This is a genomic window from Flavobacterium sp. (assembly GCF_039930565.1).
Taxonomy (GTDB): Bacteria; Bacteroidota; Bacteroidia; order Flavobacteriales; family Flavobacteriaceae; genus Flavobacterium.
In genome coordinates, this window is sequence record NZ_JBDTTP010000003.1 from 54,414 (window position 1) to 77,816 (window position 23,403).

Genomic DNA, 23,403 nt, shown 5'->3' on the forward strand with positions numbered 1-23,403 from the left:
ACAAATGTATTGTTAATTTTTTGTTAATTAATTTAAACAAAATTATTAACTATATATATTCTATATAATTAGCATAAAAATAAACAATTTTTTGATTGAAAATATTTTAATCATCCTTAATGTTATTTACTTCACCTTTCAAATCTGATTGATTGATAATGCTTTCATTTGGGTGTGCCAGCATTTAAAAAAAAGCCTGATATACTTTGTACTCATTAGGCTTTTTCTTAAATGCTGTCGGGCTATACGCACTACTTCGGTAGTTGGCTTTCTATCCCTCACACATCGAGGCCAGGTAGCGGTATAATATTAATGGGGTAATTTGTTTTTAATCAGGCCATACACCCAGGTTCCCATAATAGCACTTATTAATGTCACTACAATTACAGTAACTCCTGTGCCAATTTGAGCAAATAAAGGTCCGGGACAAGCTCCGGTAATTGCCCATCCAAAACCAAATAATAATCCGCCGTAAATTTGACCTTTACTAAAAGTTTTAGCCTGAATTTCAATTTTTTCGCTCTGAATAGTTTTAATGTTGAATTTTTTAATGAGTTGAACAGAAATAATTCCAACAACAACTGCACTTCCAATTACACCATACATAAAGAAAGACTGCAATTGAAACATTTCCTGAATACGAAACCAGCTGATGATTTCTGCTTTTACGAATACGATTCCAAAAAAAATTCCAACTAAAAGATATTTAAGATTTGAAAACACAGAATCTTTCAATTGACTTCCGTTGCTTCCTTCTGTGTCCGTATTTTTATTTTCTAAATTGTTCATTTTTGAAATTTTAAAGTGAAAGAATATACGGCAGAATCAAATTTGCCATAATAAAACCGCCAATCATAAAACAGATTGTCGCTACCAAGGAAGGCCACTGCAAATTCGAGATTCCCATAATCGCGTGACCGCTTGTGCAACCGCCGGCGTAACGCGTTCCGAAACCAACTAAAAATCCGCCCACAACAATCATGATAAATCCGCGTAGTGTCCATAAGCTTTCCCAGGAAAATAATTCTTTCGGTAACAATCCGGAATGATCTGTGATTCCATAAGAAGCCAATTGATCAGAAAGTTGCCGTGTAATTTCAACCGGATTTGGATTGGTTAAAAAATGCGCCGCGATCATTCCGCCAAGGAAAATTCCGAAAACGAAAAATAAATTCCAGCTTTCTTTTTTCCAGTCATATTTAAAGAAGGAAATATTTGCCGGGATACAAGCCGCACAAATGTGTCGCAATGAAGAACTAATCCCAAAAGATTTGTTTCCGATAATTAATAATACAGGAACAGTCAATCCAATTAACGGACCTGCAACGTACCAAGGCCATGGTTCTTTTATAATTTCTACTAAACTCATGTTCTGTGTTTAAAAATATTAATAATCTGTGTGAATCATTTAAATGTATAAAACTATTTCAAAACCTTACTCTGGCAAACAAAATCTGATTTTGGAATATTGGTTTTCGCAATTGATCCAAAACCGCCGTCAATTTCAGTAAAATTTCTGAAACCGCGTGCCTGCAAAATAGAAGCCGCAATCATACTTCGATATCCTCCTGCACAATGCAGGTAAAAATGCTCTTTCGGATTAATATCTTTTACCCAGTCATTAATATAAGCTAAAGGTCTACTGTAGGCATCTTCAATATGTTCTGCTTCATATTCAGTTTCTTTACGAACGTCAATTACTTTATCTTTTTTGATATTAAATGTATCGGCAAATTGTTCTGCCGAAATCCGATCTACGGTATCCACTTCAAAACCCGATTTTTCCCAGGCTTCAAAACCGCCTTCCAAATGTCCAATAATGGAATCAAATCCCACACGGCTCAAACGTGTTACAGTTTCTTCTTCCAAACCACGTTCGGTAACCAGTATAATAGGCTGTTTTACATTGGCAATCAAAGTTCCGACCCAGGGAGCAAAATCACCATTAATCCCTATATTTATGGACTGCGGAATAAAGCCTTTACTAAAATCACCGCTGTTTCTTGTATCCAGAATCAGGGCATTTGTTTCTTCGGCTACAGCCTCAAAATCTTCGGCTTTAATAGCTTTCATTCCTCTATTCAAAACCGATTCGAAGCTTTTATAGCCTTTTTTATTCATAGCTACATTCATACTAAAATAGGCTGGAGGAGGCAATAATCCTTCAGTCACTTCGGCAATAAATTCTGCTTCAGTCATGTTCGCCCGCAAAGCATAATTGGTTACTTTTTGATTGCCAATAGTCGAAATCGTTTCCTTGCTCATGTTTTTCCCACAGGCACTTCCCGCTCCATGGGCAGGATAAACGATGACATCATCAGCCAAAGTCATGATTTTATCCCGTAACGAATGAAATAAAATCCCGGCTAATTCATCCTGTGTCATTCCGGCAGCTTTCTGAGCTAAATCCGGCCGGCCAACATCACCAATAAATAAAGTGTCTCCTGAAAAAATGGCATGATCTTTTCCGTTTGCGTCAATCAATAAATAGGTGGTGCTTTCCATGGTGTGACCCGGCGTGTGTAATGCTTTTATAGTTATGTTTCCAAGTTTAAATTCCTGTCCGTCTTTGGCAATTATGCAATCAAATTCAGGAGCAGCATTTGGACCGTAAACAATAGGAGCCTTTGTTTCTTTGCTCAAATCAAGGTGACCGGAAACAAAATCTGCATGAAAATGCGTTTCGAAAATATATTTCAGCTTTACCTGATCACGATCCAAACGATCTAAGTAAGGCTGAATTTCCCTAAGCGGGTCAATAATGGCAGCTTCTCCGTTCGAAGTAATATAATAAGCACCCTGCGCTAAACATCCGGTGTAAATTTGTTCAATTTTCATGATAGGTAATCTAAATGATGTTGTACAAAGATAAACCTGTTTTTTGGGAAAGTAAGTGACTAATGTTACAGAAATTTATTTTTGAATAAGATAATGTTGAATATTTCACCAAATAAGGAATAAGTAAATTTAAGGGTCTCTAATTTACGGAAAATTAAAAGGAACTTACAGGGATAATAACGTGAAAATATCCCATGTTTTAAAACAACTAAAAGTTTAACAAATATTGGGTGATAAACTTTTTTTACAGGATGGCAATTCGGGTTTAATGGTTAAATTTGTGGGACTTCATAAAACAAATACCGCTCTATGGAAGAAATGCTTTTTTACGACCGAATGCAATTTGCCTTCACCATTACCTTTCACTATCTTTTTCCGCAGCTTACAATGGGTCTTTCGCTGATCATTGTTTATTTCAAATGGAAATATTTAAAAACCCAAAACCAACAATACAATCACGCGACACATTTCTGGATGAAAATCTTTGCCCTGAATTTTGCCATGGGGGTGGTGACCGGAATTCCGATGGAATTTCAATTTGGAACCAATTGGGCAAAATTCTCTGAGTTAACCGGCGGTATCATCGGTCAGACCTTAGCCATGGAAGGCATGTTTTCCTTCTTTTTGGAATCGTCCTTTTTGGGAATATTTTTATTTGGCGAAAAAATAATAGGGCATAAGTGGCATTTTGTAACCGGATTATTAATTATGATTGGTTCCTGGGCCAGCGGTTACTTAATTATAGCAACACACTCCTGGATGCAGAATCCCGTTGGTTATGAAATTCTGGAGAATGGAAAATTTGTATTGACAAACTTTAAGGCTTTGTTTCTAAATCCATGGTTATGGCCTTCGTACCTGCACAATCAGGCAGCATCTTTGGTAACCACTTCGTTTGTGGTAGCCGGAATTGGTGCTTTTTACATCCTGAGTCAGAAGAATGTTTCTTTTGGGAGATTGTTTTTGAAAACCGGAGTGATCTTCGGATTGATTTCAAGTATTGTTGTAGCAGTTCCAACGGGAGATTTGCTGGCGAAAAACGTAGTAAAATACCAGCCTGTGACTTTTGCAGCCATGGAAGGGATTTTTCATACCGAAAAAAGAGGTTCCGAAATCGTTTTGATTGGTCAGCCGGATGTAAAAGACAAAAAACTGGATAATAAAATCGCCGTTCCCAATATCCTGAGTTTCCTGACTTATGGAAATTGGAATCAGGAAATTAAAGGTCTCGATCAGTTTGAAGAAGATCTGCATCCCACCAATATTTCAGGATTGTATTATTCTTATCATATTATGGCAGGTCTTGGAACAGTGTTTATCGGTTTGATGGTTTTTGCCGTTTTTCAGCTTTTCAGGAAAAAATTATACGAAACCAAATGGATTTTATGGTCGCTGCTGTTTATGATGCCGTTTCCGTATATCGCCAACACGGCAGGCTGGTACACGGCCGAATTAGGAAGACAGCCGTGGTTGGTTTATAATTTAATGAGAACCGCATCCGGTGCTTCGCCAACGGTTTCTTCCGGAAATACGTTGTTTACTTTACTGGGTTTTATCGGATTATACCTTTTACTGGGAATGCTGTTTTTATTGCTGATTGGAAAAATCATTAATAAAGGACCGCATAATGTAGAACTTTCAACAGAAAAAATATAGCTATGGAATTTTTTTGGTACATCATTTTAATGGGAATACTGGCCGTTTATATTGTTTTGGACGGTTATGATTTTGGGGCAGGGATTATTCATTTGTTTTTAGCGAAAACAGAAAAAGATAAAAAAGCCATTACCAGTTCCATTGGTCCGTTTTGGGATGCCAATGAAGTCTGGATTATTGCTGCAGGAGGCGTTTTGTTTTTTGCTTTTCCAACCTTGTACGCCTCATCTTTCAGCGGATTTTATCTGCCGTTGATTATGATTTTATGGCTTTTGATTTTCCGTGCCATCGGATTAGAGATGCGTGGGCAGGTGCATCATCCCATGTGGGAAGCGATTTGGGATAAGGCTTTCGGTATCGCGAGTTTGCTTTTGGCATTGTTCTTCGGGATTGCGTTGGGAAATATTGTTCGCGGGGTCAATCTCGGAATGGTAACCAACGGCGTTTCAACTCAGGAAGCACATTATTTCTTTTTGCCTTTATGGAATCCAACTTTTAGTCCGCAGGCGAATGAACTGGGAATTATCGATTGGTTTACGCTGTTTCTCGGAATTGTGAGTGTTGTCGCCTTAACGATTCACGGTGCCAACTGGATTATCTATAAAACTAATTCGTCATTAAACCCAAAGCTTAAAAATGTAGTTTTCAAACTCAATATTGTTTTGTTGATTTTGGTTGTCATCTCCTTGCAGATCTGGCATTTTATCGAGCCTAAACCGTTTCATAATTTTGTCGAAAATCCGATTCTTTGGTTTTTTCCTGTAATGACTTTTGTTGGCATTTTAGGTTTGTTCAAAGTGCGTTCGTTCAAAAGAGACGGGCAGGCTTTTATATTTTCCACTTTATTTTTAGTGGGCGGATTTGCTTCAACAGCAGTTTCTATTTTTCCGAATGTCCTGCCATCCACCAACAAAGTAAATCCGTCATTGACGATTTACAATACTGCTGCCGGCGAATACGGATTATCTGCCGGAATGAGCTGGTTTTTTGTGGCATTGTTTTTAGTGATTGTTTATTTTATTATTCAGTATCGCGTTTTTAGCGGGAAGATGGATGAGGTTGGGTATGGGGAGCATTAGGATTGATGAATAACTTTTAGTAAATTATTATTTAAAACCTATAGTATAAAGTTGATCTAAATTTTGTACTTTTATGTTACAGAATTACATCAAGTATACCTACCCTAAATTTGATATTTAATTAATGTAAAAATGAAAGCACGATATATTAGAGTATGAACACTGAATCAAAAAATAGAAAGGCAGGTTGCAAGGCAATTTCCAGATGAAGAAATTTACTTGATAAAGTAAGCGGCTCGACTCCATTTTCAAAAAGACCACAAGCTTTCATTGATGAATGATATTATTGAAAAGAAAATTAATTACATCAGCATATCCAGTATTGACAGATTAGGACGTAATACATTAGATGTACTTCAAACCATTGAAGAATTGCATTTACAAAGCATCTGATTGAAAGTTGATAATTTAGGACTGGAGAGTTTAACGAATAGTAAAGAAAACCCAACATTTAAATTGATAATAAGTGTACTTGCTAATATTGGTGAAATGGAAAGAACTTCCATATTAGAAAGACAACAGGAAGGGATAAAAATAGCAAAGGCAAAGGGTATTTATAAAGGTCGGTCAATAAATACTTCAGAATCTCCTAAAAAATTTCTTCTTAAGTATACTTCTGTTGTAAATTACCTAAATAAAAAAAATCCTCCTACCCTAGTAGAAATCGAAAAACTTACAGATTGCTCAAAAAATACTGTACAAAAAGTAAAAAAAGCACTAAATAAAGATTAGACTTTTTTTATGTTATAAATCTAAATTCAATTGATTACTTATATCTAATTCAATTGAAATACCATCATATTTGCCCGATAAATAATCTTTTTCAAATGAAGCATCTTTTCTAATTTTTTTCTCAAATAAGCTTTCTAATCTAGTCATTCCATATTTGTCTTTTCCAGCAATGATAACCTGATCTCTTCTAAATAATTTATTATTTGAGTTAATAAAAGTTGAATTATGTGATGCAATAATTAACTGAGCATTATAAGGGTTATTTTGAGAAGAATTAAAAAGCTTAATTATAGCTTTACATAATTCTGGATGCAATCTTGAATCAAATTCATCAATTATTAATACTGCGCCTTTAGTTAAAGCCTCTATTATTGGCCCAGATAGAGCGAAAAATTTCCTTGTTCCTAAAGATTCTTCTGAATTCAAATCAAAAAACTCTTCACTTTCAATTTCATTATTTTCATTGTATACATCATGTTTTGTGCTTACAATATTATTTTCCGGATTTTTCTTTAATATCATCTTAAGCAAATCTTTGGGAATATCTGACTTTCCTAATATATCTTGAGTTGAGACTTTTTCAATTTTTACTTCATTAAATCCTAGTTTTGCACTCCTTAAAAGATTATTTACCATAAAATTAAACTTACCATCATTAAGCATCTTAATAGTATATTCACTAGAGCTAAGATCATTAACGCCAGAAATGAAAGTAATCTCTCTAATTTCTTTAGTTAACAAAGTCGATAATGTATCATTAAATTGTGCACACACAGATAGGAAAAGAGCATTTTCCCGAGTAATTGTAACTAATTTTTGAGTTTCGATATCAAATTTCTTCCCAAGTTCAATTTCTTGTAATATCCTATTAAACAAAACATATTCTTTTGTTTTACTCTGGTAATATAGATATTCCTTATGAACTTTTTCTCTATCAACTTCAAATCCATATCTATATTTTTTTTGATCAACTATAAATTCGATTTCAAAAAAACTGGGTTTATCGATTGTTTCGGTAGATAATTTGAACCTTTCTACCATAATCTCATCTCCTGATGTTGATTCCTTAGATGAAGTTAAAATTAGCCATTTCATAAATGAAATTGCTCTAAATAAATTGCTCTTACCGCTAGAATTTGCCCCATACACAACTAAGCTTTTTAAAAGACTTAAGTCATTAATTGGAGATTGAAAAATATTATCAGTTCTGTACTCTGTAAGAGAGGTTGCAGATAAATTTATTGATGTGTTTTCTTTAAACGATAGAAAATTACACACAGAGAATTTTACGAGCATTATACTATATAAATGATTGTTTTAAATACAAAAATACAAAAACATGAGAGATATACGTAATAAATACCAAAAAATATTTTAATAGTTTAAATATTATTTGTACATTTGTACGACATTTTCTCAAATACGTCTAAAAATAATAGATTATAACAATATTAAAGACTAATATAATCGATAAAATCGTATAATTAACCGATAAAATACACATCATGGCTACTATTATTACTTATGACATCCCAAACAAACATCGAGAATTCAAAAATGAAATGTTTACCTTAGGTTATCTTGACAAAATTCCGGATAACACTTGCGGAATTATTTATCTACCAAACACTTCACTTTACCATCCAACCAATTCTGCACAAAAAGCAAGAGATGATGCTAAAGCTATATGTTATAGATTAGGAATTTCACTAGAAAGATGCATTTCAACTATTTGGCAAAGTTGGGCCGCTATATGCGGAGAAAAATTTAAATAAGTCGTCAAATCCTTTATGTCGCGAAGTTAAAGGAATTTATATAACATTAAATATTAAAGAATATGGCAACAAATCCTCCAAAAGACAATTCAAGAAAAGGAGCTGTTAAGGATAGAACTCAAGTTCAAAATCCAAAAACTGGATTATGGACAAAAAGAAATTCTGAGAATGGGCAATTTATGAATGTCAAAACGTCGAGTCAAGATCCTTTTAAAGGCGTTACAAAAGAAAAATAATTTTTTTGCCGTAAAAAATTTATGCGGAAAGGGAAACCTTTTTTAATATTTAATAATTTAAAAATGAGAAATAAAATGTTAGTAACAATATTGGGTTTTATAAAACCATTATTTACAAAAGGAGCATCTGTAGTGTGGGAGAATAGAAAGTATCTAAAACTTTTCTTTATTACAAAATATGGAAGCTATCGAAATAAAGAAATTAGATTTTCTATAAGTGGTTTATATAAAATTCAAATACCAAACACGAACAATTACTTGCTAGTTTTAAATAGAAGAATTCAAGGCCAGTTACAACCAGTTGGAGGAGTCTATAAACGTTACGGAGATGACAGTTTATTTAATAAATGGTTATATAAGCCTGATAATTTAAAAAACGGATTAGATGTTGATGAAAAAAGCAATTTTGATCTACGTTTTATTGTAAATGGTAAAAATGTTATGGACGTAATAAATTGGTATGAATCCGGAAAAGAAAGAGAGACGGATCCAAAAAGAGAATTTATTGAAGAGTTGATAGATACAAATATATTGGATTCTAAAATATTTGGAAACATACATCATAAACACATTCGTCGATTTTCCAAAAATTTATCATGGAGTGAATTTTTTAATTGTCATGAAATTTTAATTTATGACATTTTTGAGTTTATACCAAATGAGGATCAAAAAAAGGCATTGACAGAATTATCGCTACAAAAAAATGATTTATCAAAAGGTTATGCAATAGTCACTTGTGACGATATTGAGCAATCAAGGTTACTGCAAAATGGGCATCAAATTTCAAGGATAGGTCAACACACTAAATTACTCATTAATAAAATTTTCTAAAATGATAGATATTTTTAAAAATTACATACTACAAAGAGAAGAACTGCTTGCTCGCATTGCACAAGAATTACAATTAGATAATACTCGAATTGAAAGAATGGAATCTGCTTACAATGCTGTTTTTGATTTATTAAAAAAAGATATTACTTTTTTTAATAACCTTGAAATAGAAATCTACCCTCAAGGTTCAAAAAGAATTGGCACTACAGTTAAACCAATTAACGATGATGATTTTGATCTTGACACTGTCCTGCATATTTATGATCTTTTTACTAATCATACCCCTCAACAAGTTTATGATGAACTTGTACGAGTAATTGAAAATGATGGTTTTTACAAAACGATTTGTGAAAAGAAAACAAGATGTGTTCGTCTTAATTATAAAAGTGATTTTCATATCGATATTTTGCCTGCATGTATGCCTACATACAATGAAAGGCAAAAAATTGCTATTCCAGAAAAAGAAAAAAAAGATTGGTCTTCAGGAAATCCAAAAGGTTTTTCCAATTGGTTTCTCGAAATAGCTAATTCTGCGCAAAGCTCAATGCTTAGAAACTATTCGCAAGTTTTATTAGAAGCGAAAATTGAGTCCGAACCGTTACCTAAAGAATTATATGAAAAAACACCATTACAAAGAGCTGTTCAACTAATCAAAAGATATCGAGATATTTATTTTCAAAATAAAAAAAGCCGTGTCTCAAGTATTGTTATAACAACACTTGTTGCCAGGTTCTATAATGGTGAAAATTCAATTTTCGAAACAGTTGATAATGTTATACAAAAAATAAAATCTAGTTATCTTGATGCAGTAGCTTCTCATCATAAATTTAAAGTATTAAATCCTGTAAATCCTGACGAAGATTTTACTGATTCTTGGACAATTGAGGATTATCATAATTTTCACTCATTTATCTCAGATTTTTACATTAAATGGCAAAATCTTAACAATTCATTTGAAACAAGTAAAGATGACTACATTAATTTATTTGGAGAAGGTATATACAAAAAATCATTAAATGAACAATTTTTAACTTTTTCAAAAATAACCGATAATTCTTTAATCAAATCTAGTACTTTAATCGTTGGCGGAAATGCTTACACAAATACGAAAGGAGAAATCAATTCAAATACAGGAATCAAAAATGGATCTCATCACAACTTTGGAAGCTAAAAATACATTCGAAAATAAAAAAAATTGGTTCATTTTTCTAAACATTAACAAATATCAAGTTGAGAATAATTTTAATTGGATGAAGTTAAAAATTCTGCATAAAGATAAATCTCTTTATGGATTTGGCTCATTAGAGATTAATGGTAAAAAGTACAGCATTGAGTTATATTATTCTCCATTTAATACAAATAGGTTTGAACGAATATATATTAAGGACGAATCGATAATATATGACGATAAAATTCATTTATATAGCGACATGTCTCTATGCTTATATCATCCAGTGCTTGATAAACCGAAATTCCGTATGATACCACTATATGAAATAATTCCATGGATCACAGAATGGATTGTTTTTTACAATCTATGGAAAGTGTATGGTATTTGGCTCGGAAAAGAAATCAAACATACTTTTTAGCGTATATTCAGTTTATACTAAAGTTCTTAATTGGTCATGCCCATTAGTAGATTTATAAAGTGCCATTAATACTTTTTTTGCTATTGCTAATATAGAATATTTAATATTAAACAGTAGTATTTGTATTGAGAAGTTAAATATTAAACTCAAAAACTTCCTAAATTTGCGTTAGGGATAGAAGCGGTATCCTTTTGCTTTTTTCTTTAAAAAGCAAAAGATAAAGCGGATGAGCCCGACCGTAGGGAACGCCCAAATAAAGGTGTAGATTAAAACAAAACTTCTTTCGTAATAATATAAAATCCCATGAGCAAAACAAACCAGCCAAAAATTGGTTTTAGTCTGGCACCGTCAATTTTTTTGGAAAAGTGGCTCCCAATGAGCATTCCTAAAAGTGCCATTGCAGAAATACCTAGTAAAAACGGATAATTTATGGGTGTGCCAATGTATAAATCGCCTGCAAAACCTATTGTAGAATTAATGGCTATAATGAGTAATGAAGTTCCCACCGCTTGTTTCATGGGTAAATTCGCGAAAAATAATAGTGCAGGAATAATTAAAAATCCTCCTCCGGCACCAAGAAATCCGGTTACAATTCCGACTGCAAAACCGATTATGCTTAATTGTAAATAATTAGTTTCGGTTGTTTTGGTTTCAGTATTTGTTTTTCGGATCATGGAAAACGCCGCAGCAATCATTAATACTGAAAAGACAATCATTATCAGGAAGTCTTTTGATACTTTATAAGAAGCAATTGAGAAGAGGGTCGTTGCAATTTCGGGAAAGATTACTTCGCGGATAATCAGGATAGAAATTACAGAGGGAACCGCAAAATATAAGGCCGATTTTAGTTTCAGGTTGCCCATTTTGTAATGATTGTAGCTTCCGGACATAGCGGTTAATCCAACTATGAATAACGAATAGGAGGTTGCCTGTTCCGGGTTTACCTTAAAAAGATATACCAGAATAGGAATTGTTAATATCGAACCTCCGCTGCCAATTAGGCCAAGCGAGATTCCGATGATGATGGATGCAAAATAACCAAGATATTCCATTGTCAGTTTTTTATGCAAAGGTGCTATGTTGAATAGAAAGCTACAGTAACATTTATCACAGAAGAAAGATATTCTCATTTATTGTCACATAAAGCGAATCGAGATGATGTTCTTAACTTCGCTTGAACTGACAAAACAAATTGTTCCTGTTAATTCGTGAAATTCGTGTTTTTAAATCTTTTTCAAAAGCTCGATCTGGTTTCGGTTTAATTTGACCATGCCGCGCTGTTTCATTTTTTTCAGTAATCGGGAAACAACTTCTCTCGAAGTATTTAATTCGGTTGCAATTTCCTGATGGGATAGTTTAACTTCTGTGCATCCACAGGCATCTGAATGTCTTTTAAGGTAAAATTCCAGACGTTCATCCATGGAACGGAAAGCTATACTGTCGACTACTTCAAGGATTTCCTCAAAACGGCTTCGGTAAGTTTCGATAACAAATTCGTACCAGGATCTGTGCTCCATCATCCATTTGTCCATCATTTGCAGCGGAATCATCATTACTGAAACATCTTCGACCACTTTGGCCATAATCTGGCTTTTTTCGTTTTTTGCCGTGCAAATCATGGAAATGGCGCAGGCTTGTCCGGGAAGCAAATAATACATTAAAAACTCTCCTCCGTCTTCGCCTTCCCGATAAATCTTGATTTTTCCTTTGGTAATTAAAACAGTATTTTTGATGTATTGCCCTGTTCTCATTAAAATTGTACCGGCTTCAAAATCCTGTACGTTGCCGTTTACTTCGATAGTAGTAATAAGCTCATCTGAGAAATTAGGAAAAATATTTTTTAATGAGTTTTGCATGGATGAATAATAAAATTAAATAAAATGCTTATAAAAAGATTATAAAAGTAGCTACAGGACAAAGATAGCAGATTGAAATGGTATCGATTGTTAGAAAACTATTTTTAAGATATGGATTGTTGAAATGAAAAAATCCTATTTTCTGTTGGTTTTATAGATTGATTTTTTAAAAATAGTGAGTAAATTTGTAAAACACTGACAATTTTACGCTCGCTAAAACGTTTTCTGAGAATAATAATCGAAATCGTATGCAATGCATAATTTTATTAAGTGAAAAACTTTAATTTTACAAAAAACAATATTATGAATTTATCACAAGAAGATTGGGTTGCTCAGTTAGAGTCTGATGAAAAAGCAGTTATACTTGATGTAAGGACTGAAGACGAATTTAACGACGGTTATATTGAGAATGCTGTAAATATTGATATCAATAAAGGACAGGCTTTTATTTATGAAATAGAAGAACTGGATAAAAATAAAAACTATTATGTGTATTGCCGTTCTGGTGCGAGAAGTGCAAAAGCGTGCCAGATCATGAATGAATTAGGGATTGAAAACGCTTATAATTTATTGGGCGGAATCCTTGATTGGGAAGGCGAAACCGTAAATCCATAAAGATAAGAAGAGAGGCGGGAAGCCTCTTTTTTGTTTTAAAATTATTAAATAACCAAATTGTAAAGAACCAGATTATGAGTTTTATACCCGAAGAATATCAAATTAAAACCATTATAAATCAAGATACTTATCTTGTAAACGGAGAATTAAAACAATGGACAGGCCAGACGACTCCGGTATTTTCGACAATATCTTCTACTGATAAATATGCACCCACCTTATTAGGATCTATTCCGTTCATGGCTGAAAAAGAAGCTGATGAAGTTGTTCAGGCTGCCACTGCTGCATATGATAAAGGGCAGGGTTTATGGCCAACGATGAAAGTGATTGACCGTATCAAATGCATGGAAAATTTCGTAAGACAGATGAAGGAAACCCGTGAGGAAGTAGTGAAACTTTTGATGTGGGAAATTGGAAAAAACCTTGGCGATTCTGAAAAAGAATTTGACAGAACGGTTGAATATATTTACGATACCATTGATAGTTATAAAGAATTGAATGGACGCAGTTCTAAATTCTCAAAAGTACAGGGAGTAAACGCAATGATCCGCCGTGGTCCTCTTGGTGTAGTTCTTTGTCTTGGACCTTACAATTATCCTTTGAATGAAACTTTCTCATTACTGATTCCAGCTTTAATTATGGGTAATGCCGTAATTTTTAAACCGGCTAAGTATGGTGTTTTATGTATTTCGCCATTATTGGAAGCGTTTAGAAGCAGTTTTCCAAAAGGAGTGATCAATATTGTTTATGGAAGAGGTCGTGAAGTAGCTTCGCCAATCATGAAGTCAGGAAAAATCGATGTTCTCGCCTTGATTGGAAACAGTAAATCTGCTATAGCTTTGCAGGACCAGCATCCAAACAAAAACAGACTGCGTTTGATTTTAGGTCTGGAAGCTAAAAATCCGGCAATTATTTTAGCAGATGCCGATTTGGATTTGGCGATTCAGGAATGTATTACCGGGTCATTATCATTTAACGGTCAGCGTTGTACAGCCCTAAAAGTATTGTACGTTCATGAATCTATTGCTGCTGAATTCAACAGGCGTTTTTCTGAAAAAGTAGATGGTTTGGTGTTTGGAAATCCATGGGAAAAAGGAGCTTCCCTGACTCCGCTTCCTGAAACAGAGAAACCAGAATATATTCAGGGATTAATTGACGATGCTAAAAGCAAAGGAGCTAAAATTCTTAATGAAAAAGGAGGAAAGCATACAGAGAATTATATTTTTCCGGCAGTTTTATATCCTGTAAATAAAGAAATGAGAGTGTACCATGAAGAGCAATTTGGACCTGTAGTGCCAATTATTTCCTTCAAGGATATCAGTGAGCCTCTTGAAGATATGGCAGAGTCTAATTACGGTCAGCAGGTAAGTTTGTTTGGAAAAGATATAAAAACACTGGCACCGCTAATTGATGCTTTAGTGAATTTAGTGTGCAGAGTGAACCTGAACAGTTCCTGCCAGAGAGGTCCGGATGCGTTCCCGTTTACAGGTCGTAAGGATTCTGCTGTAGGAACCCTGAGTATCCCGGATGCATTGCGTTCGTTCTCTATCCGAACGTTTGTAGCTTCAAAAGATATTGCTTACAATAATGAAATTTTGCAGGAATTGTTGAACAGCAAGGAATCCAATTTCATCAATACTGATTACATTTTATAATTTTTAAGGTTATATATTAATTTCCAAAACCGTCTTTTTCTTCTGAATCAGACGGTTTTTTCTTTGTAGTAAATTCAGGTTTTTCCTTAGCGTATACACACTAAATGTGTGTAAAATTACAGTGAGTGTGTAAAGTTTATACACTGTATTTATTCCGGTTTTGTGCTAAAAGCCTCAAAACGTGTTGTAATCAACAATGGCATAAGCCTTGCAAAATGCATAATATCTAAAGCTCGTAATTTATTTCTTTAGTAATAAATATGGATCTAGATAATGAAATAAGCCATTCAAGAAATCAATAACACGTATATGGAAATTGACACAATCACTTCACAACAATTTTATTCTTCAAAAGAGAGCACAGGTAATAAAAAACTATCTGCAGATAATTCTATTTTCGACATTAATGGAAAACCTTTAGATATGGTTATCGATAAAAGTTCAAATTCATTAAGGCTTTTTGTACTTATTGGGACTTTTATTTTACTATTTGCAGGTGCTTTTTTAGTGTATACATTTCAATCAGACTTCGATCAGTTCCAACTCGAAAGGATTAACTCTGTAATTGGTCTGCCTTTTCTTATTCTGGCTACTGCGCTATTCCTTTTTAAAGCAGGTATCTTTTTATACAAATCGTTTTTGTATTTTAAATACAAACCAATAGAATCTGTTACAGATGAATTATTGCCAACCTGTACGGTAATTGTTCCGGCCTACAATGAAGGGAAATTGGTTTGGGAAACTTTAATGAGTCTGGCAGACAGTGATTATCCGGAAGAAAAAATGCAGATACTGGCTATTGATGATGGAAGTAAAGATGATACATGGTATTGGATACAAAAGGCTAAAATAAAATTGGGAGATCGCTTGGCGATTTATCAGCAGCCACAAAATAAAGGGAAACGTCACGCACTTTACCGCGGATTTAAATTAGGGACCGGAGAAATTTTTGTAACCGTTGACAGTGATTCAATTGTTAAGAGGGATACTTTAAGAAATTTGGTAAGTCCATTTGTTAACAATGAAAAGTGTGGAGCTGTTGCCGGAAATGTTCAGGTATTGAACAATAAAAGTGCAATGCTTCCTAAAATGCTGAACGTAAGTTTTGTAATGAGTTTTGAGTTTGTTCGTTCTGCAGAAAGTATGTTAGGTTCTGTACTTTGTACTCCGGGAGCTTTGGCGGCTTATCGTAATACGTCAGTTTTTGCCTGTTTGGAAGAATGGATCAACCAGACCTTTATGGGAGAACCTTCCGACATTGGAGAAGATCGCGCGATGACCAATATGATTTTGAAACAGGGATACAATGTATTGTTTCAAAGAAATGCAGTTGTACTGACTAACGTTCCTGAAGAATATGTTGGATTGTATAAAATGTTTATCAGATGGGGAAGAAGTAATGTACGTGAAAACCTGATGATGGCTAAATATGTTTTCAAAAATTTTAGAAACGGATCAAAATTAGGAGCAAGGCTTTTATATTTAGATCAGACTGCAAAAATTATTATGTCTTTTCCGTTTTTACTGTTTATGTTCTTTTTTATAGCCACACATCCAATATTGTTTGTGAGTTCAACACTACTAAGCATATTAGTTATTTCCAGTTTTTCAGCTTTCTTTTATGCCAGAAAGTATAGTGCTTCTGAAGCTTTATGGGCTTATTCTTATAGCGTTTTTTATACTTTTAGCTTATTTTGGATTACTCCATACGCAATTGTTACAGCTCATAAAAAAGGCTGGCTGACAAGAGGTCTTTCTGAGAAAAAATTAGAGGAATATGTTACGTTGGAACGTTATATTCCATCAGATGAATATAGTGCATAAATGACAAAGCAATTGTGAATGAAGTTTTCATTCAAAAAATAAATAAAATAAATACAATTAAAAAAAGTCAGCCTGTTCAATAATCGAACAGGCTGGCTTTTTTGTTTTATCTAAAAAATAGAAACGTTTAGTATGCGGTTTTTAATTAAGAGTACTAATAAAATGATTTTTTAGAAATAAATGTAACAATCTAAGAGAAATTCTTACTTATAGAGTTATAATCATCAATCAAACAATCATGAAAAAAATAACATTACAATTATTGCTTACAGCTTTTCTGTTGTTAGCACAATACAGCTTTTCACAGGAGCTTTATATGCCAAGGAATATCAAACAGGCATATGCAAATGGTACCCGTTCTACAGACGGAAAGCCAGGTAAAAATTACTGGCAAAATCATGGAAAATACACGATGATATTAACTGTAAATGCCGATACCAAAATAATTAGCGGTACTGAAACTATATTGTATGAGAACAATAGTAATGATACATTAAAAAATCTGCGAATTAGATTTGTGAATAATATTCATAAAAAAACCTCCCCAAGAGCAGGAGAAAATAGTGAAGGCTTTTTTACTGACGGTTTAACAATTACTGCTTTAAAAATAGAAGGCGAAATTTATAAAGAAGATGCTAAAGATTGGGGAACTGTAGGAATTGTTAAGATGAAAAAAACTGTTCCTCCACATACTAAAATTACAATTGATATCGGTTGGAATTATCCATTATCAGAAGTTAGTGGAAGAGAAGGACAAATTGATAAAAGCACATTTTTTGCAGCGTATAGTTATCCTCGTGTTTCTGTTTTTGATGATTATAACAGATGGGATCAGCTACCCCATACTTCCGGTCAGGAGTTTTATAACGATTTTAATGACTACAGTTATTCTGTAAAAGCACCAAAAAACTATGTTGTTTACGGCACAGGAGATTTACTCAATCCTGATGAGGTTTTGCAGCCTGAATTTGCAGCCCGTTTAAAGAAATCATATGTAACAGGTGAAATTTTGCATATTGCCAATGAGCAGGAAATAAAAAATAAAATGGTTACGAAACAAAACGATTGGAATGTTTGGAAATTTGAAGCCAAAAACATTCCAGATATCTGTTTCGGTTTAAGCGACCATTATTTATGGGATGCCAGCAGTGTAGTGGTAGATAAAAAAACAAATCGCCGCGCAAGTGTTCAGGCCGCTTATGACATCAAAGGAACTGATTTTGTAAACTCCATTAAATACAATCAATATGCGTTAGACTGGTTTTCGAATAATTGGCCTGGAATTCCGTATCCATATTCTAAAATGACTGCTTTTCAGGGGTTTGCGGATATGGAATATCCTATGATGTGCAACGATTCACAAATGGGAGATCCTGTTTTTGCACAATTGGTTCAGGATCATGAAGTAGCACATACTTATTTTCCTTTTTACATGGGAATCAATGAAACCCGTTACGCTTTTATGGATGAAGGCTGGGCAACTACCTTTGAATATTTAATTGGAATTGCAGAACACGGTAAAGAAGCTACTGACAAATTTTATAAGGAGTTCAGGGTCAATCAATACATAAATGATATTTCTACCGAAGAAGATCAGCCTATCATTACCATGTCGACTCAATTATCTGATTCCGGTTATGGAAATAATTCCTATGGAAAAGCGTCTCTTTCTTATTTGGCTCTAAAAGATATGCTGGGAGACGATTTATTTAAAAAAGCATTGCATACGTATATGGAAAATTGGAATGGAAAGCATCCAATTCCCTGGGATTTCTTTAATTCGATAAATGCCGGTTCAGGAAAAAACTTAAATTGGTTTTTCAATAATTGGTTTTTTACGAATCACTATATAGATATTTGTGTAAAAAATGTTTCAGGCAAAAACATCACTGTTGAAAATCCGGGTGGTTTCGCCATTCCGTTTGATGTCAATATTGTTTATACAGATGACTCAAAAGAAACCTTGCACCAAAATCCTGATATTTGGGAGAAAAATGAAAAGGCAGCTTTAATTGTTTTAAAAGGGAAGAAACCAATTAGACAAATTACTCTTGATGGAGGAATCTTTATGGATGCAACACCAGCAAATAATACCTGGCTGGCTAAATAAAATAAAAAAACAGATTACTTTAGAACCGTCTTTTTCCGTTGGAGTAAGACGGTTTTTTTATAGCTGTTAAAATGATAATACAATCAATCAAACCTGCTGATACCTGGAAAATCCGCCATGAAGTAATGTGGCCCGATCAGCCTTTTGAATTTTTTCAGTGAACTGAAGATAATTTAGGATTGCATTTTGGTGTTTTTATCGAAGGGATTTTGGTTTCAATAGTTTCCTGTTTTATTTCGGATGATGAAATGCAGTTTAGGAAACTCGCTACTTTGCACGAATATCAAGGTCGTGGAATAGCTTCAGAAGTTTTGAATTATATTTTTGATTTTGCCAGACACAAGAATTTAAAGAGAGTTTGGTTCAATGCGAGTAGCAATAAAAAAATTTTTATGAAAAATTCGGAATGAAAGATACTTTTCAAACATTCAATGCGTTAGATCAGCAGTTTACCGTAATGGAAATTTTCTTTTAATTTTTGATGTTATTCAAATGTGAAAAAAATCCTAATTGAATATAATTTATAGAACAGCTCAATAAATTATAGTAATTTAACCACAGATAAATTGATAATTTAGTTTACTATGGAGAATTCAAAAATCAATGCTTTTATACCACTTTTATATCTTGTTTGGTCTGACGATCTGTTAACTGAAAATGAGTTTGTCACAGTACAAGGATTCATCAATTCCTTAACTTTAATTTCATTGGAAGAACAGCAATATCTTCTTTCTAAAGTTGATATTTCAAATCCGCCTTCGCGAAATGAACTTGCACAATGGAAATCGGATATAGAGAAAAGCATTAAAGATAAATCCTCTGTAAAATCCATTTTTGATATAGCAACAGCACTTTCGGATAAAAATCTGGATATATCAGCATTAGAAGCCGATTTTACAAAGCTTGAAAATGATTTGGGAGTTTTGGGCGAAGAATTAATTCAGAACTTCAAAACCAAAGGAGATTCACTCACAGCGACTACGAAAACTACCGATAATTTTGACATTCAAAAGTTAACCGAAATTCTGGACGGAGAACAAGCCAGCATTATCAAAAAAGTAAAAGAGGTTATTTCAAGACCAGAATTTGCCTATGAAACTTCAACGGATATTAATATTTATCGCCAAAAAGTATATGACTGGTGCAAAATTCTGGCAGAAGAAAATCTCGGAAATATGGCCTATCCAAAGCAATATGGTGGGGGCGAAAACATAGCCGATTATTTTGCCATTATGGAAACGCTGAGTTATCATGATTTGAGTCTGGTAATAAAATTTGGTGTGCAATTTGGACTTTGGGGAATGAGCGTTCAGTCATTAGGAACCGAAAAACACTATGCAAAATACCTGAAAGACATAGGATCATTAAAAATTCCGGGTTGTTTTGCCATGACCGAAACACATCACGGTTCCAACGTAAAAGGTTTAGAAACAACCGCAACCTACAATCATAATGATCAAACTTTTATCATTCATACCCCTCACGAAAAGGCACAAAAAGAATATATAGGAAATGCAGCTGTTCACGGACAAATGGCAACTGTTTTTGCTAAGCTGATTATCGATGGTCATGATTATGGTGTTAATGCCTTTATTGTTCCGTTACGGGATACAAACGGAAATACACTTAACGGAGTCACAATTGGGGATTGCGGTCATAAAATGGGACTGAATGGAGTAGATAACGGAACAATTAGTTTTGATAATGTCGTAATTCCGAAAGAAAATATGCTCGACAGATTTGCTTCTGTGAATGATAAGGGACAATTTGAAAGCCCGATTCCAAGTGATAACAGACGTTTCTTTACGATGTTGGGTACTTTGGTCGGAGGCAGAATCGGAATCCCCCGTTCCGCTTTGGCAGCGGCAAAATCCGGACTTACGATTGCTATTAGATATAGTGATCAGAGAAGACAGTTTGGGCCTGAAGGTGGTTCTGAAGTGCCGATTTTGAATTACCGTATGCACCAGCGCCGACTGCTTCCTCATCTGGCAAAAACCTACGCAGTACATTTTGGGCTGCAGTATCTGACTAATCGTTTTCTGAATAGAACCGAAACAGAAATGCAGGAAATTGAAGCCTTGGCAGCCGGAATGAAATCGTATTCAACCTGGAGCACAAGGGATATTTTGCAGGAATGCCGTGAAGCCATTGGCGGAAAAGGGTATCTGTCTGAAAACAGAATTGACGCCTTAAAAAATGATACTGAAATTTACACCACTTTTGAAGGTGATAATACCGTTTTAATGCAATTGGTCGCAAAAAACCGTTTGTCTGAATTCAGAAAGTCATTTGGGGAAATGGGTTCTTTTGGGATCATAAATTATGTATTTGAAAATGCAAAAACGGCTTTCGCAGAGAAAAACCCAATTGCCACCAGAAGAACGGATGAAGAACATTTATCAGACAGCCAGTTTCATTTACAAGCTTTTCAACATAGGGAAAAAACAATTTTAGCTTCAGCAGCCAATCGTATTAAAAAATTAGTGGATAGCGGCTTAGAGGCTTATGATGCTTTTAATGTAGTGCAGCACCAAATGATTGAAGTGGCTGAGGCTTATCTGGAACGACTCGTGCTTGAGCAATTTCAAATAGCAATTATTAAAGTGGAAGATGAAAAAACTAAAGAAATATTAGAAAAATTATATCAGTTATACGCAGTTTCACAGATTGAAAAAAACAAAGCCTGGTATTTGGAAGATGGTTATATGGAAGCTGTAAAAACGAAGGCAATTCGTAAAATGGTCAACCAGCTTTGTTGGGATATTAGACCGGATGCTGTTGCACTGGTCAATTCATTCGATATTCCGGAAAGTTGTCTTGCGGCACCAATTGCTGTTGAATAATTAATTTTATAAGGTCACTTTATTATATTTGCGAATCTCATTTATCTTCCATCAACTTGAAAAATTATTTTTTGCTTTTTTTAATTCTTTTGGTTCGCTTTCCTGTTTATTCATCGAATGCTACTGATACTATTCTGGCTAGACTAAATGATGCCATTAAAAATAAACAGCATTATGTCAGGTTAAAAGAAGATCGGATTTTAAATTTCAAAAAGATAAAATCGGCTGATCTTTCACAAGAACAGGAGTATAATTATAATTTGGCTTTGTACAAAGAATACCAGAAATTCCATTCTGATTCTGCTATTTTGTATGTAAAGAAAAACATTAAAATTGCGGAAGGACTTCATAAAAAAGATTGGATGGATTTGGCACAACTGCAATTGGCCAATCTTTATTCTTCATCAGGAAAGTATCGTGAATCTGAAGCCATTCTTAAAAATATCAGAAGAAACGAGCTTCATAAATCATTACTGCCTAATTATTATATTACCTATCGTGAATTTTACGAGCATTATAATGCGAATAGTAACAGCAAGGATTTTATAAAGCAAATAGCAAAGTATCGTGATTCTTTATTGGGTGTTTTAAATCCGAATTCCTTAGATTATAAAATCAATAAAATTCAAAAAAGTATTTATCAGAGTCAATTTGATATTGCTGAAAAAGAATTATTGACCTTATTGAAAGAGAGTAAAGACGATAATCCGCAATATGCTATGATTACCTACCTTTTAGGGTATATTGCAATGAAATCACATGAAGTAGATTCTGTCGAAAAATATTATGCCCTTTCTGCTATTTCAGATATTAAGCAAGCTATAAAAGACAATGCTTCTCAGCAAGAACTTGCATTGGTTTTTTACGAGTTAGGGGATGTGGATATGGCGTATAAACTCACGCAATCAGCAATTGAAGATGCGTTGTATTGTAATGTTCAATTTCGTACGCTGCTGATGTCTCAGGTATATTCCATTATTAATACGGCTTATTTAGAGCGTGAAGCCCAAAGAAAATCAGAACTCAAGTTGTATCTGTTATGCATTAGCCTGCTTTCCGTTTTTTTGATTGTAGCAGTAATTTACGTTTACAAGCAAATGAAAAAAGTCTCCAGAATCCGGGGAGAATTATATGAAACCAGTCAAAAATTAGCCGAATTAAACAAAGGCATAACAGAAGCCAATAATCAGCTTCAGGAAAGAAATGCCCAATTATGGGAATCCAATCATATCAAGGAAGAATACATTGCACATTTCTTCAATCTTTGTTCGGCATACATCAACAAGCTGGAAAACTACCGGGTCATATTAAATAAAAAAGCGACAGCAAAACAATTTGATGAAATTTATCGAATATTGAAATCAACTACTTTGGTTGATAACGAACTTGAAGAGTTATACAAAAATTTTGATATTATTTTTTTAAACATATATCCCAGTTTCGTAAAGGACTTTAATTTACTTCTTATAACTGAAGAGCAAATTGTATTGAAACAAGGGGAATTACTGAATACAGAACTCCGTATTTTTGCCTTAATCCGACTTGGAATTACAGATAGTGTAAAAATCGCTGCTTTCCTTCGCTACTCACTAAGTACAATTTATAACTACCGCACCAGAGCCAGGAATAAGGCAATAGTTTCCCGAAGTGATTTCGAAGAGATGGTTATGAAAATTGGTTTAATTTCCCTAAAATCATAATGTTATCTTTTTAAAACTACTACTTTTTTCAAGGTGAAAATTTATATAATATATTGATTTT

At 33.9% G+C, this 23,403-nt stretch carries 21 protein-coding genes; 15 read left to right on the forward strand and 6 right to left on the reverse strand.

Features of this window, described 5'->3' with window-relative positions; translation table 11 throughout:
* Positions 1-309: 309 nt before the first annotated feature.
* From ABI657_RS01880 to ABI657_RS01890, 3 genes are read right to left on the reverse strand one after another with little or no spacing between them, the layout of a single operon-like run.
* Positions 310-789: a DUF6691 family protein gene (locus ABI657_RS01880; protein ID WP_348095539.1), complete on the reverse strand. Its 480-nt coding sequence runs from the start codon at positions 787-789 to the stop codon at positions 310-312.
* A gap of 10 nt (positions 790-799) precedes the next feature.
* Complete coding sequence (locus tag ABI657_RS01885; protein WP_348095540.1) at positions 800-1,369, reverse strand: YeeE/YedE thiosulfate transporter family protein; 570 nt, start codon at positions 1,367-1,369, stop codon at positions 800-802.
* Between the two features lie 53 nt (positions 1,370-1,422).
* Positions 1,423-2,838 (reverse strand): MBL fold metallo-hydrolase, encoded by a 1,416-nt coding sequence (locus tag ABI657_RS01890; RefSeq protein WP_348095541.1) that lies wholly within the window; start codon positions 2,836-2,838, stop codon positions 1,423-1,425.
* A gap of 309 nt (positions 2,839-3,147) precedes the next feature.
* On the opposite strand from ABI657_RS01890, the gene ABI657_RS01895 reads away from it, so the two are divergent.
* From ABI657_RS01895 to ABI657_RS01910, 4 genes are all read left to right on the forward strand, one after another.
* Complete coding sequence (locus ABI657_RS01895; RefSeq protein WP_348095542.1) at positions 3,148-4,494, forward strand: cytochrome ubiquinol oxidase subunit I; 1,347 nt, start codon at positions 3,148-3,150, stop codon at positions 4,492-4,494.
* Positions 4,495-4,496: 2 nt separating this feature from the next.
* A complete protein-coding gene (cydB, locus tag ABI657_RS01900) occupies positions 4,497-5,573 on the forward strand; it encodes a cytochrome d ubiquinol oxidase subunit II (RefSeq protein ID WP_348095543.1) in 1,077 nt (358 codons plus the stop codon).
* A 273-nt stretch (positions 5,574-5,846) separates the two neighbouring features.
* Positions 5,847-5,966 (forward strand): recombinase family protein, encoded by a 120-nt coding sequence (locus ABI657_RS01905; protein ID WP_348095544.1) that lies wholly within the window; start codon positions 5,847-5,849, stop codon positions 5,964-5,966.
* Positions 5,967-6,305 carry a hypothetical protein gene (locus ABI657_RS01910; RefSeq protein ID WP_348095545.1) on the forward strand — a complete coding sequence of 113 codons (339 nt, stop codon included), beginning with the start codon at positions 5,967-5,969 and terminating at the stop codon, positions 6,303-6,305.
* A gap of 12 nt (positions 6,306-6,317) precedes the next feature.
* Here ABI657_RS01910 and ABI657_RS01915 read toward each other — a convergent pair whose 3' ends face one another.
* A complete protein-coding gene (locus tag ABI657_RS01915) occupies positions 6,318-7,601 on the reverse strand; it encodes an ATP-binding protein (RefSeq protein ID WP_348095546.1) in 1,284 nt (427 codons plus the stop codon).
* A gap of 209 nt (positions 7,602-7,810) precedes the next feature.
* On the opposite strand from ABI657_RS01915, the gene ABI657_RS01920 reads away from it, so the two are divergent.
* From ABI657_RS01920 to ABI657_RS01935, 4 genes are all read left to right on the forward strand, one after another.
* Entirely contained in the window at positions 7,811-8,080 is a 270-nt protein-coding gene (locus ABI657_RS01920) for a hypothetical protein (RefSeq protein WP_348095547.1), read from the forward strand.
* A 62-nt stretch (positions 8,081-8,142) separates the two neighbouring features.
* Complete coding sequence (locus tag ABI657_RS01925; RefSeq protein ID WP_348095548.1) at positions 8,143-8,316, forward strand: hypothetical protein; 174 nt, start codon at positions 8,143-8,145, stop codon at positions 8,314-8,316.
* Positions 8,317-8,379: 63 nt separating this feature from the next.
* A complete protein-coding gene (locus ABI657_RS01930) occupies positions 8,380-9,147 on the forward strand; it encodes a hypothetical protein (RefSeq protein WP_348095549.1) in 768 nt (255 codons plus the stop codon).
* 1 nt (position 9,148) lies between these two features.
* Positions 9,149-10,318 (forward strand): nucleotidyltransferase, encoded by a 1,170-nt coding sequence (locus ABI657_RS01935; protein ID WP_348095550.1) that lies wholly within the window; start codon positions 9,149-9,151, stop codon positions 10,316-10,318.
* A 684-nt stretch (positions 10,319-11,002) separates the two neighbouring features.
* Here ABI657_RS01935 and ABI657_RS01940 read toward each other — a convergent pair.
* Positions 11,003-11,788: a sulfite exporter TauE/SafE family protein gene (locus tag ABI657_RS01940; RefSeq protein ID WP_348095551.1), complete on the reverse strand. Its 786-nt coding sequence runs from the start codon at positions 11,786-11,788 to the stop codon at positions 11,003-11,005.
* A 171-nt stretch (positions 11,789-11,959) separates the two neighbouring features.
* A complete protein-coding gene (locus tag ABI657_RS01945) occupies positions 11,960-12,592 on the reverse strand; it encodes a Crp/Fnr family transcriptional regulator (RefSeq protein ID WP_348095552.1) in 633 nt (210 codons plus the stop codon).
* 303 nt (positions 12,593-12,895) lie between these two features.
* Here ABI657_RS01945 and ABI657_RS01950 point away from each other — a divergent pair, with 303 nt between their 5' ends.
* From ABI657_RS01950 to ABI657_RS01980, 7 genes are all read left to right on the forward strand, one after another.
* The gene (locus ABI657_RS01950) at positions 12,896-13,207 is read left to right on the forward strand and encodes a rhodanese-like domain-containing protein (RefSeq protein WP_348095553.1); all 312 of its coding nucleotides are present in this window, start codon (positions 12,896-12,898) and stop codon (positions 13,205-13,207) included.
* A gap of 74 nt (positions 13,208-13,281) precedes the next feature.
* Positions 13,282-14,862, forward strand: coding sequence for an NADP-dependent glyceraldehyde-3-phosphate dehydrogenase (locus ABI657_RS01955; RefSeq protein ID WP_348095554.1), 1,581 nt, complete (start codon positions 13,282-13,284; stop codon positions 14,860-14,862).
* A 309-nt stretch (positions 14,863-15,171) separates the two neighbouring features.
* Complete coding sequence (locus ABI657_RS01960; protein ID WP_348095555.1) at positions 15,172-16,686, forward strand: glycosyltransferase family 2 protein; 1,515 nt, start codon at positions 15,172-15,174, stop codon at positions 16,684-16,686.
* Between the two features lie 238 nt (positions 16,687-16,924).
* The gene (locus ABI657_RS01965; protein WP_348095556.1) at positions 16,925-18,796 is read left to right on the forward strand and encodes a M1 family metallopeptidase; all 1,872 of its coding nucleotides are present in this window, start codon (positions 16,925-16,927) and stop codon (positions 18,794-18,796) included.
* Positions 18,797-19,005: 209 nt separating this feature from the next.
* On the forward strand, positions 19,006-19,206 hold the full coding sequence (locus tag ABI657_RS01970; protein ID WP_348095593.1) for a GNAT family N-acetyltransferase: 201 nt from the start codon (positions 19,006-19,008) through the stop codon (positions 19,204-19,206).
* A gap of 174 nt (positions 19,207-19,380) precedes the next feature.
* On the forward strand, positions 19,381-21,642 hold the full coding sequence (locus ABI657_RS01975) for an acyl-CoA dehydrogenase (protein ID WP_348095557.1): 2,262 nt from the start codon (positions 19,381-19,383) through the stop codon (positions 21,640-21,642).
* 71 nt (positions 21,643-21,713) lie between these two features.
* Entirely contained in the window at positions 21,714-23,342 is a 1,629-nt protein-coding gene (locus ABI657_RS01980) for a DUF6377 domain-containing protein (protein WP_348095558.1), read from the forward strand.
* Positions 23,343-23,403: the final 61 nt, after the last annotated feature.

Bases quoted from the DNA above. Each gene is read 5' to 3' on its own strand.
- ABI657_RS01905 (WP_348095544.1), top strand. From the start codon at position 5,847: ATGAATGATATTATTGAAAAGAAAATTAATTACATCAGCATATCCAGT.
- ABI657_RS01935 (WP_348095550.1), top strand. From the start codon at position 9,149: ATGATAGATATTTTTAAAAATTACATACTACAAAGAGAAGAACTGCTT.
- ABI657_RS01950 (WP_348095553.1), top strand. From the start codon at position 12,896: ATGAATTTATCACAAGAAGATTGGGTTGCTCAGTTAGAGTCTGATGAA.
- ABI657_RS01880 (WP_348095539.1), bottom strand. From the start codon at position 789: ATGAACAATTTAGAAAATAAAAATACGGACACAGAAGGAAGCAACGGA.
- ABI657_RS01920 (WP_348095547.1), top strand. From the start codon at position 7,811: ATGGCTACTATTATTACTTATGACATCCCAAACAAACATCGAGAATTC.
- ABI657_RS01890 (WP_348095541.1), bottom strand. From the start codon at position 2,838: ATGAAAATTGAACAAATTTACACCGGATGTTTAGCGCAGGGTGCTTAT.
- cydB (WP_348095543.1), top strand. From the start codon at position 4,497: ATGGAATTTTTTTGGTACATCATTTTAATGGGAATACTGGCCGTTTAT.
- ABI657_RS01960 (WP_348095555.1), top strand. From the start codon at position 15,172: ATGGAAATTGACACAATCACTTCACAACAATTTTATTCTTCAAAAGAG.
- ABI657_RS01955 (WP_348095554.1), top strand. From the start codon at position 13,282: ATGAGTTTTATACCCGAAGAATATCAAATTAAAACCATTATAAATCAA.
- ABI657_RS01945 (WP_348095552.1), bottom strand. From the start codon at position 12,592: ATGCAAAACTCATTAAAAAATATTTTTCCTAATTTCTCAGATGAGCTT.
- ABI657_RS01885 (WP_348095540.1), bottom strand. From the start codon at position 1,369: ATGAGTTTAGTAGAAATTATAAAAGAACCATGGCCTTGGTACGTTGCA.
- ABI657_RS01940 (WP_348095551.1), bottom strand. From the start codon at position 11,788: ATGGAATATCTTGGTTATTTTGCATCCATCATCATCGGAATCTCGCTT.
- ABI657_RS01915 (WP_348095546.1), bottom strand. From the start codon at position 7,601: ATGCTCGTAAAATTCTCTGTGTGTAATTTTCTATCGTTTAAAGAAAAC.
- ABI657_RS01925 (WP_348095548.1), top strand. From the start codon at position 8,143: ATGGCAACAAATCCTCCAAAAGACAATTCAAGAAAAGGAGCTGTTAAG.
- ABI657_RS01975 (WP_348095557.1), top strand. From the start codon at position 19,381: ATGGAGAATTCAAAAATCAATGCTTTTATACCACTTTTATATCTTGTT.
- ABI657_RS01895 (WP_348095542.1), top strand. From the start codon at position 3,148: ATGGAAGAAATGCTTTTTTACGACCGAATGCAATTTGCCTTCACCATT.
- ABI657_RS01930 (WP_348095549.1), top strand. From the start codon at position 8,380: ATGAGAAATAAAATGTTAGTAACAATATTGGGTTTTATAAAACCATTA.
- ABI657_RS01965 (WP_348095556.1), top strand. From the start codon at position 16,925: ATGAAAAAAATAACATTACAATTATTGCTTACAGCTTTTCTGTTGTTA.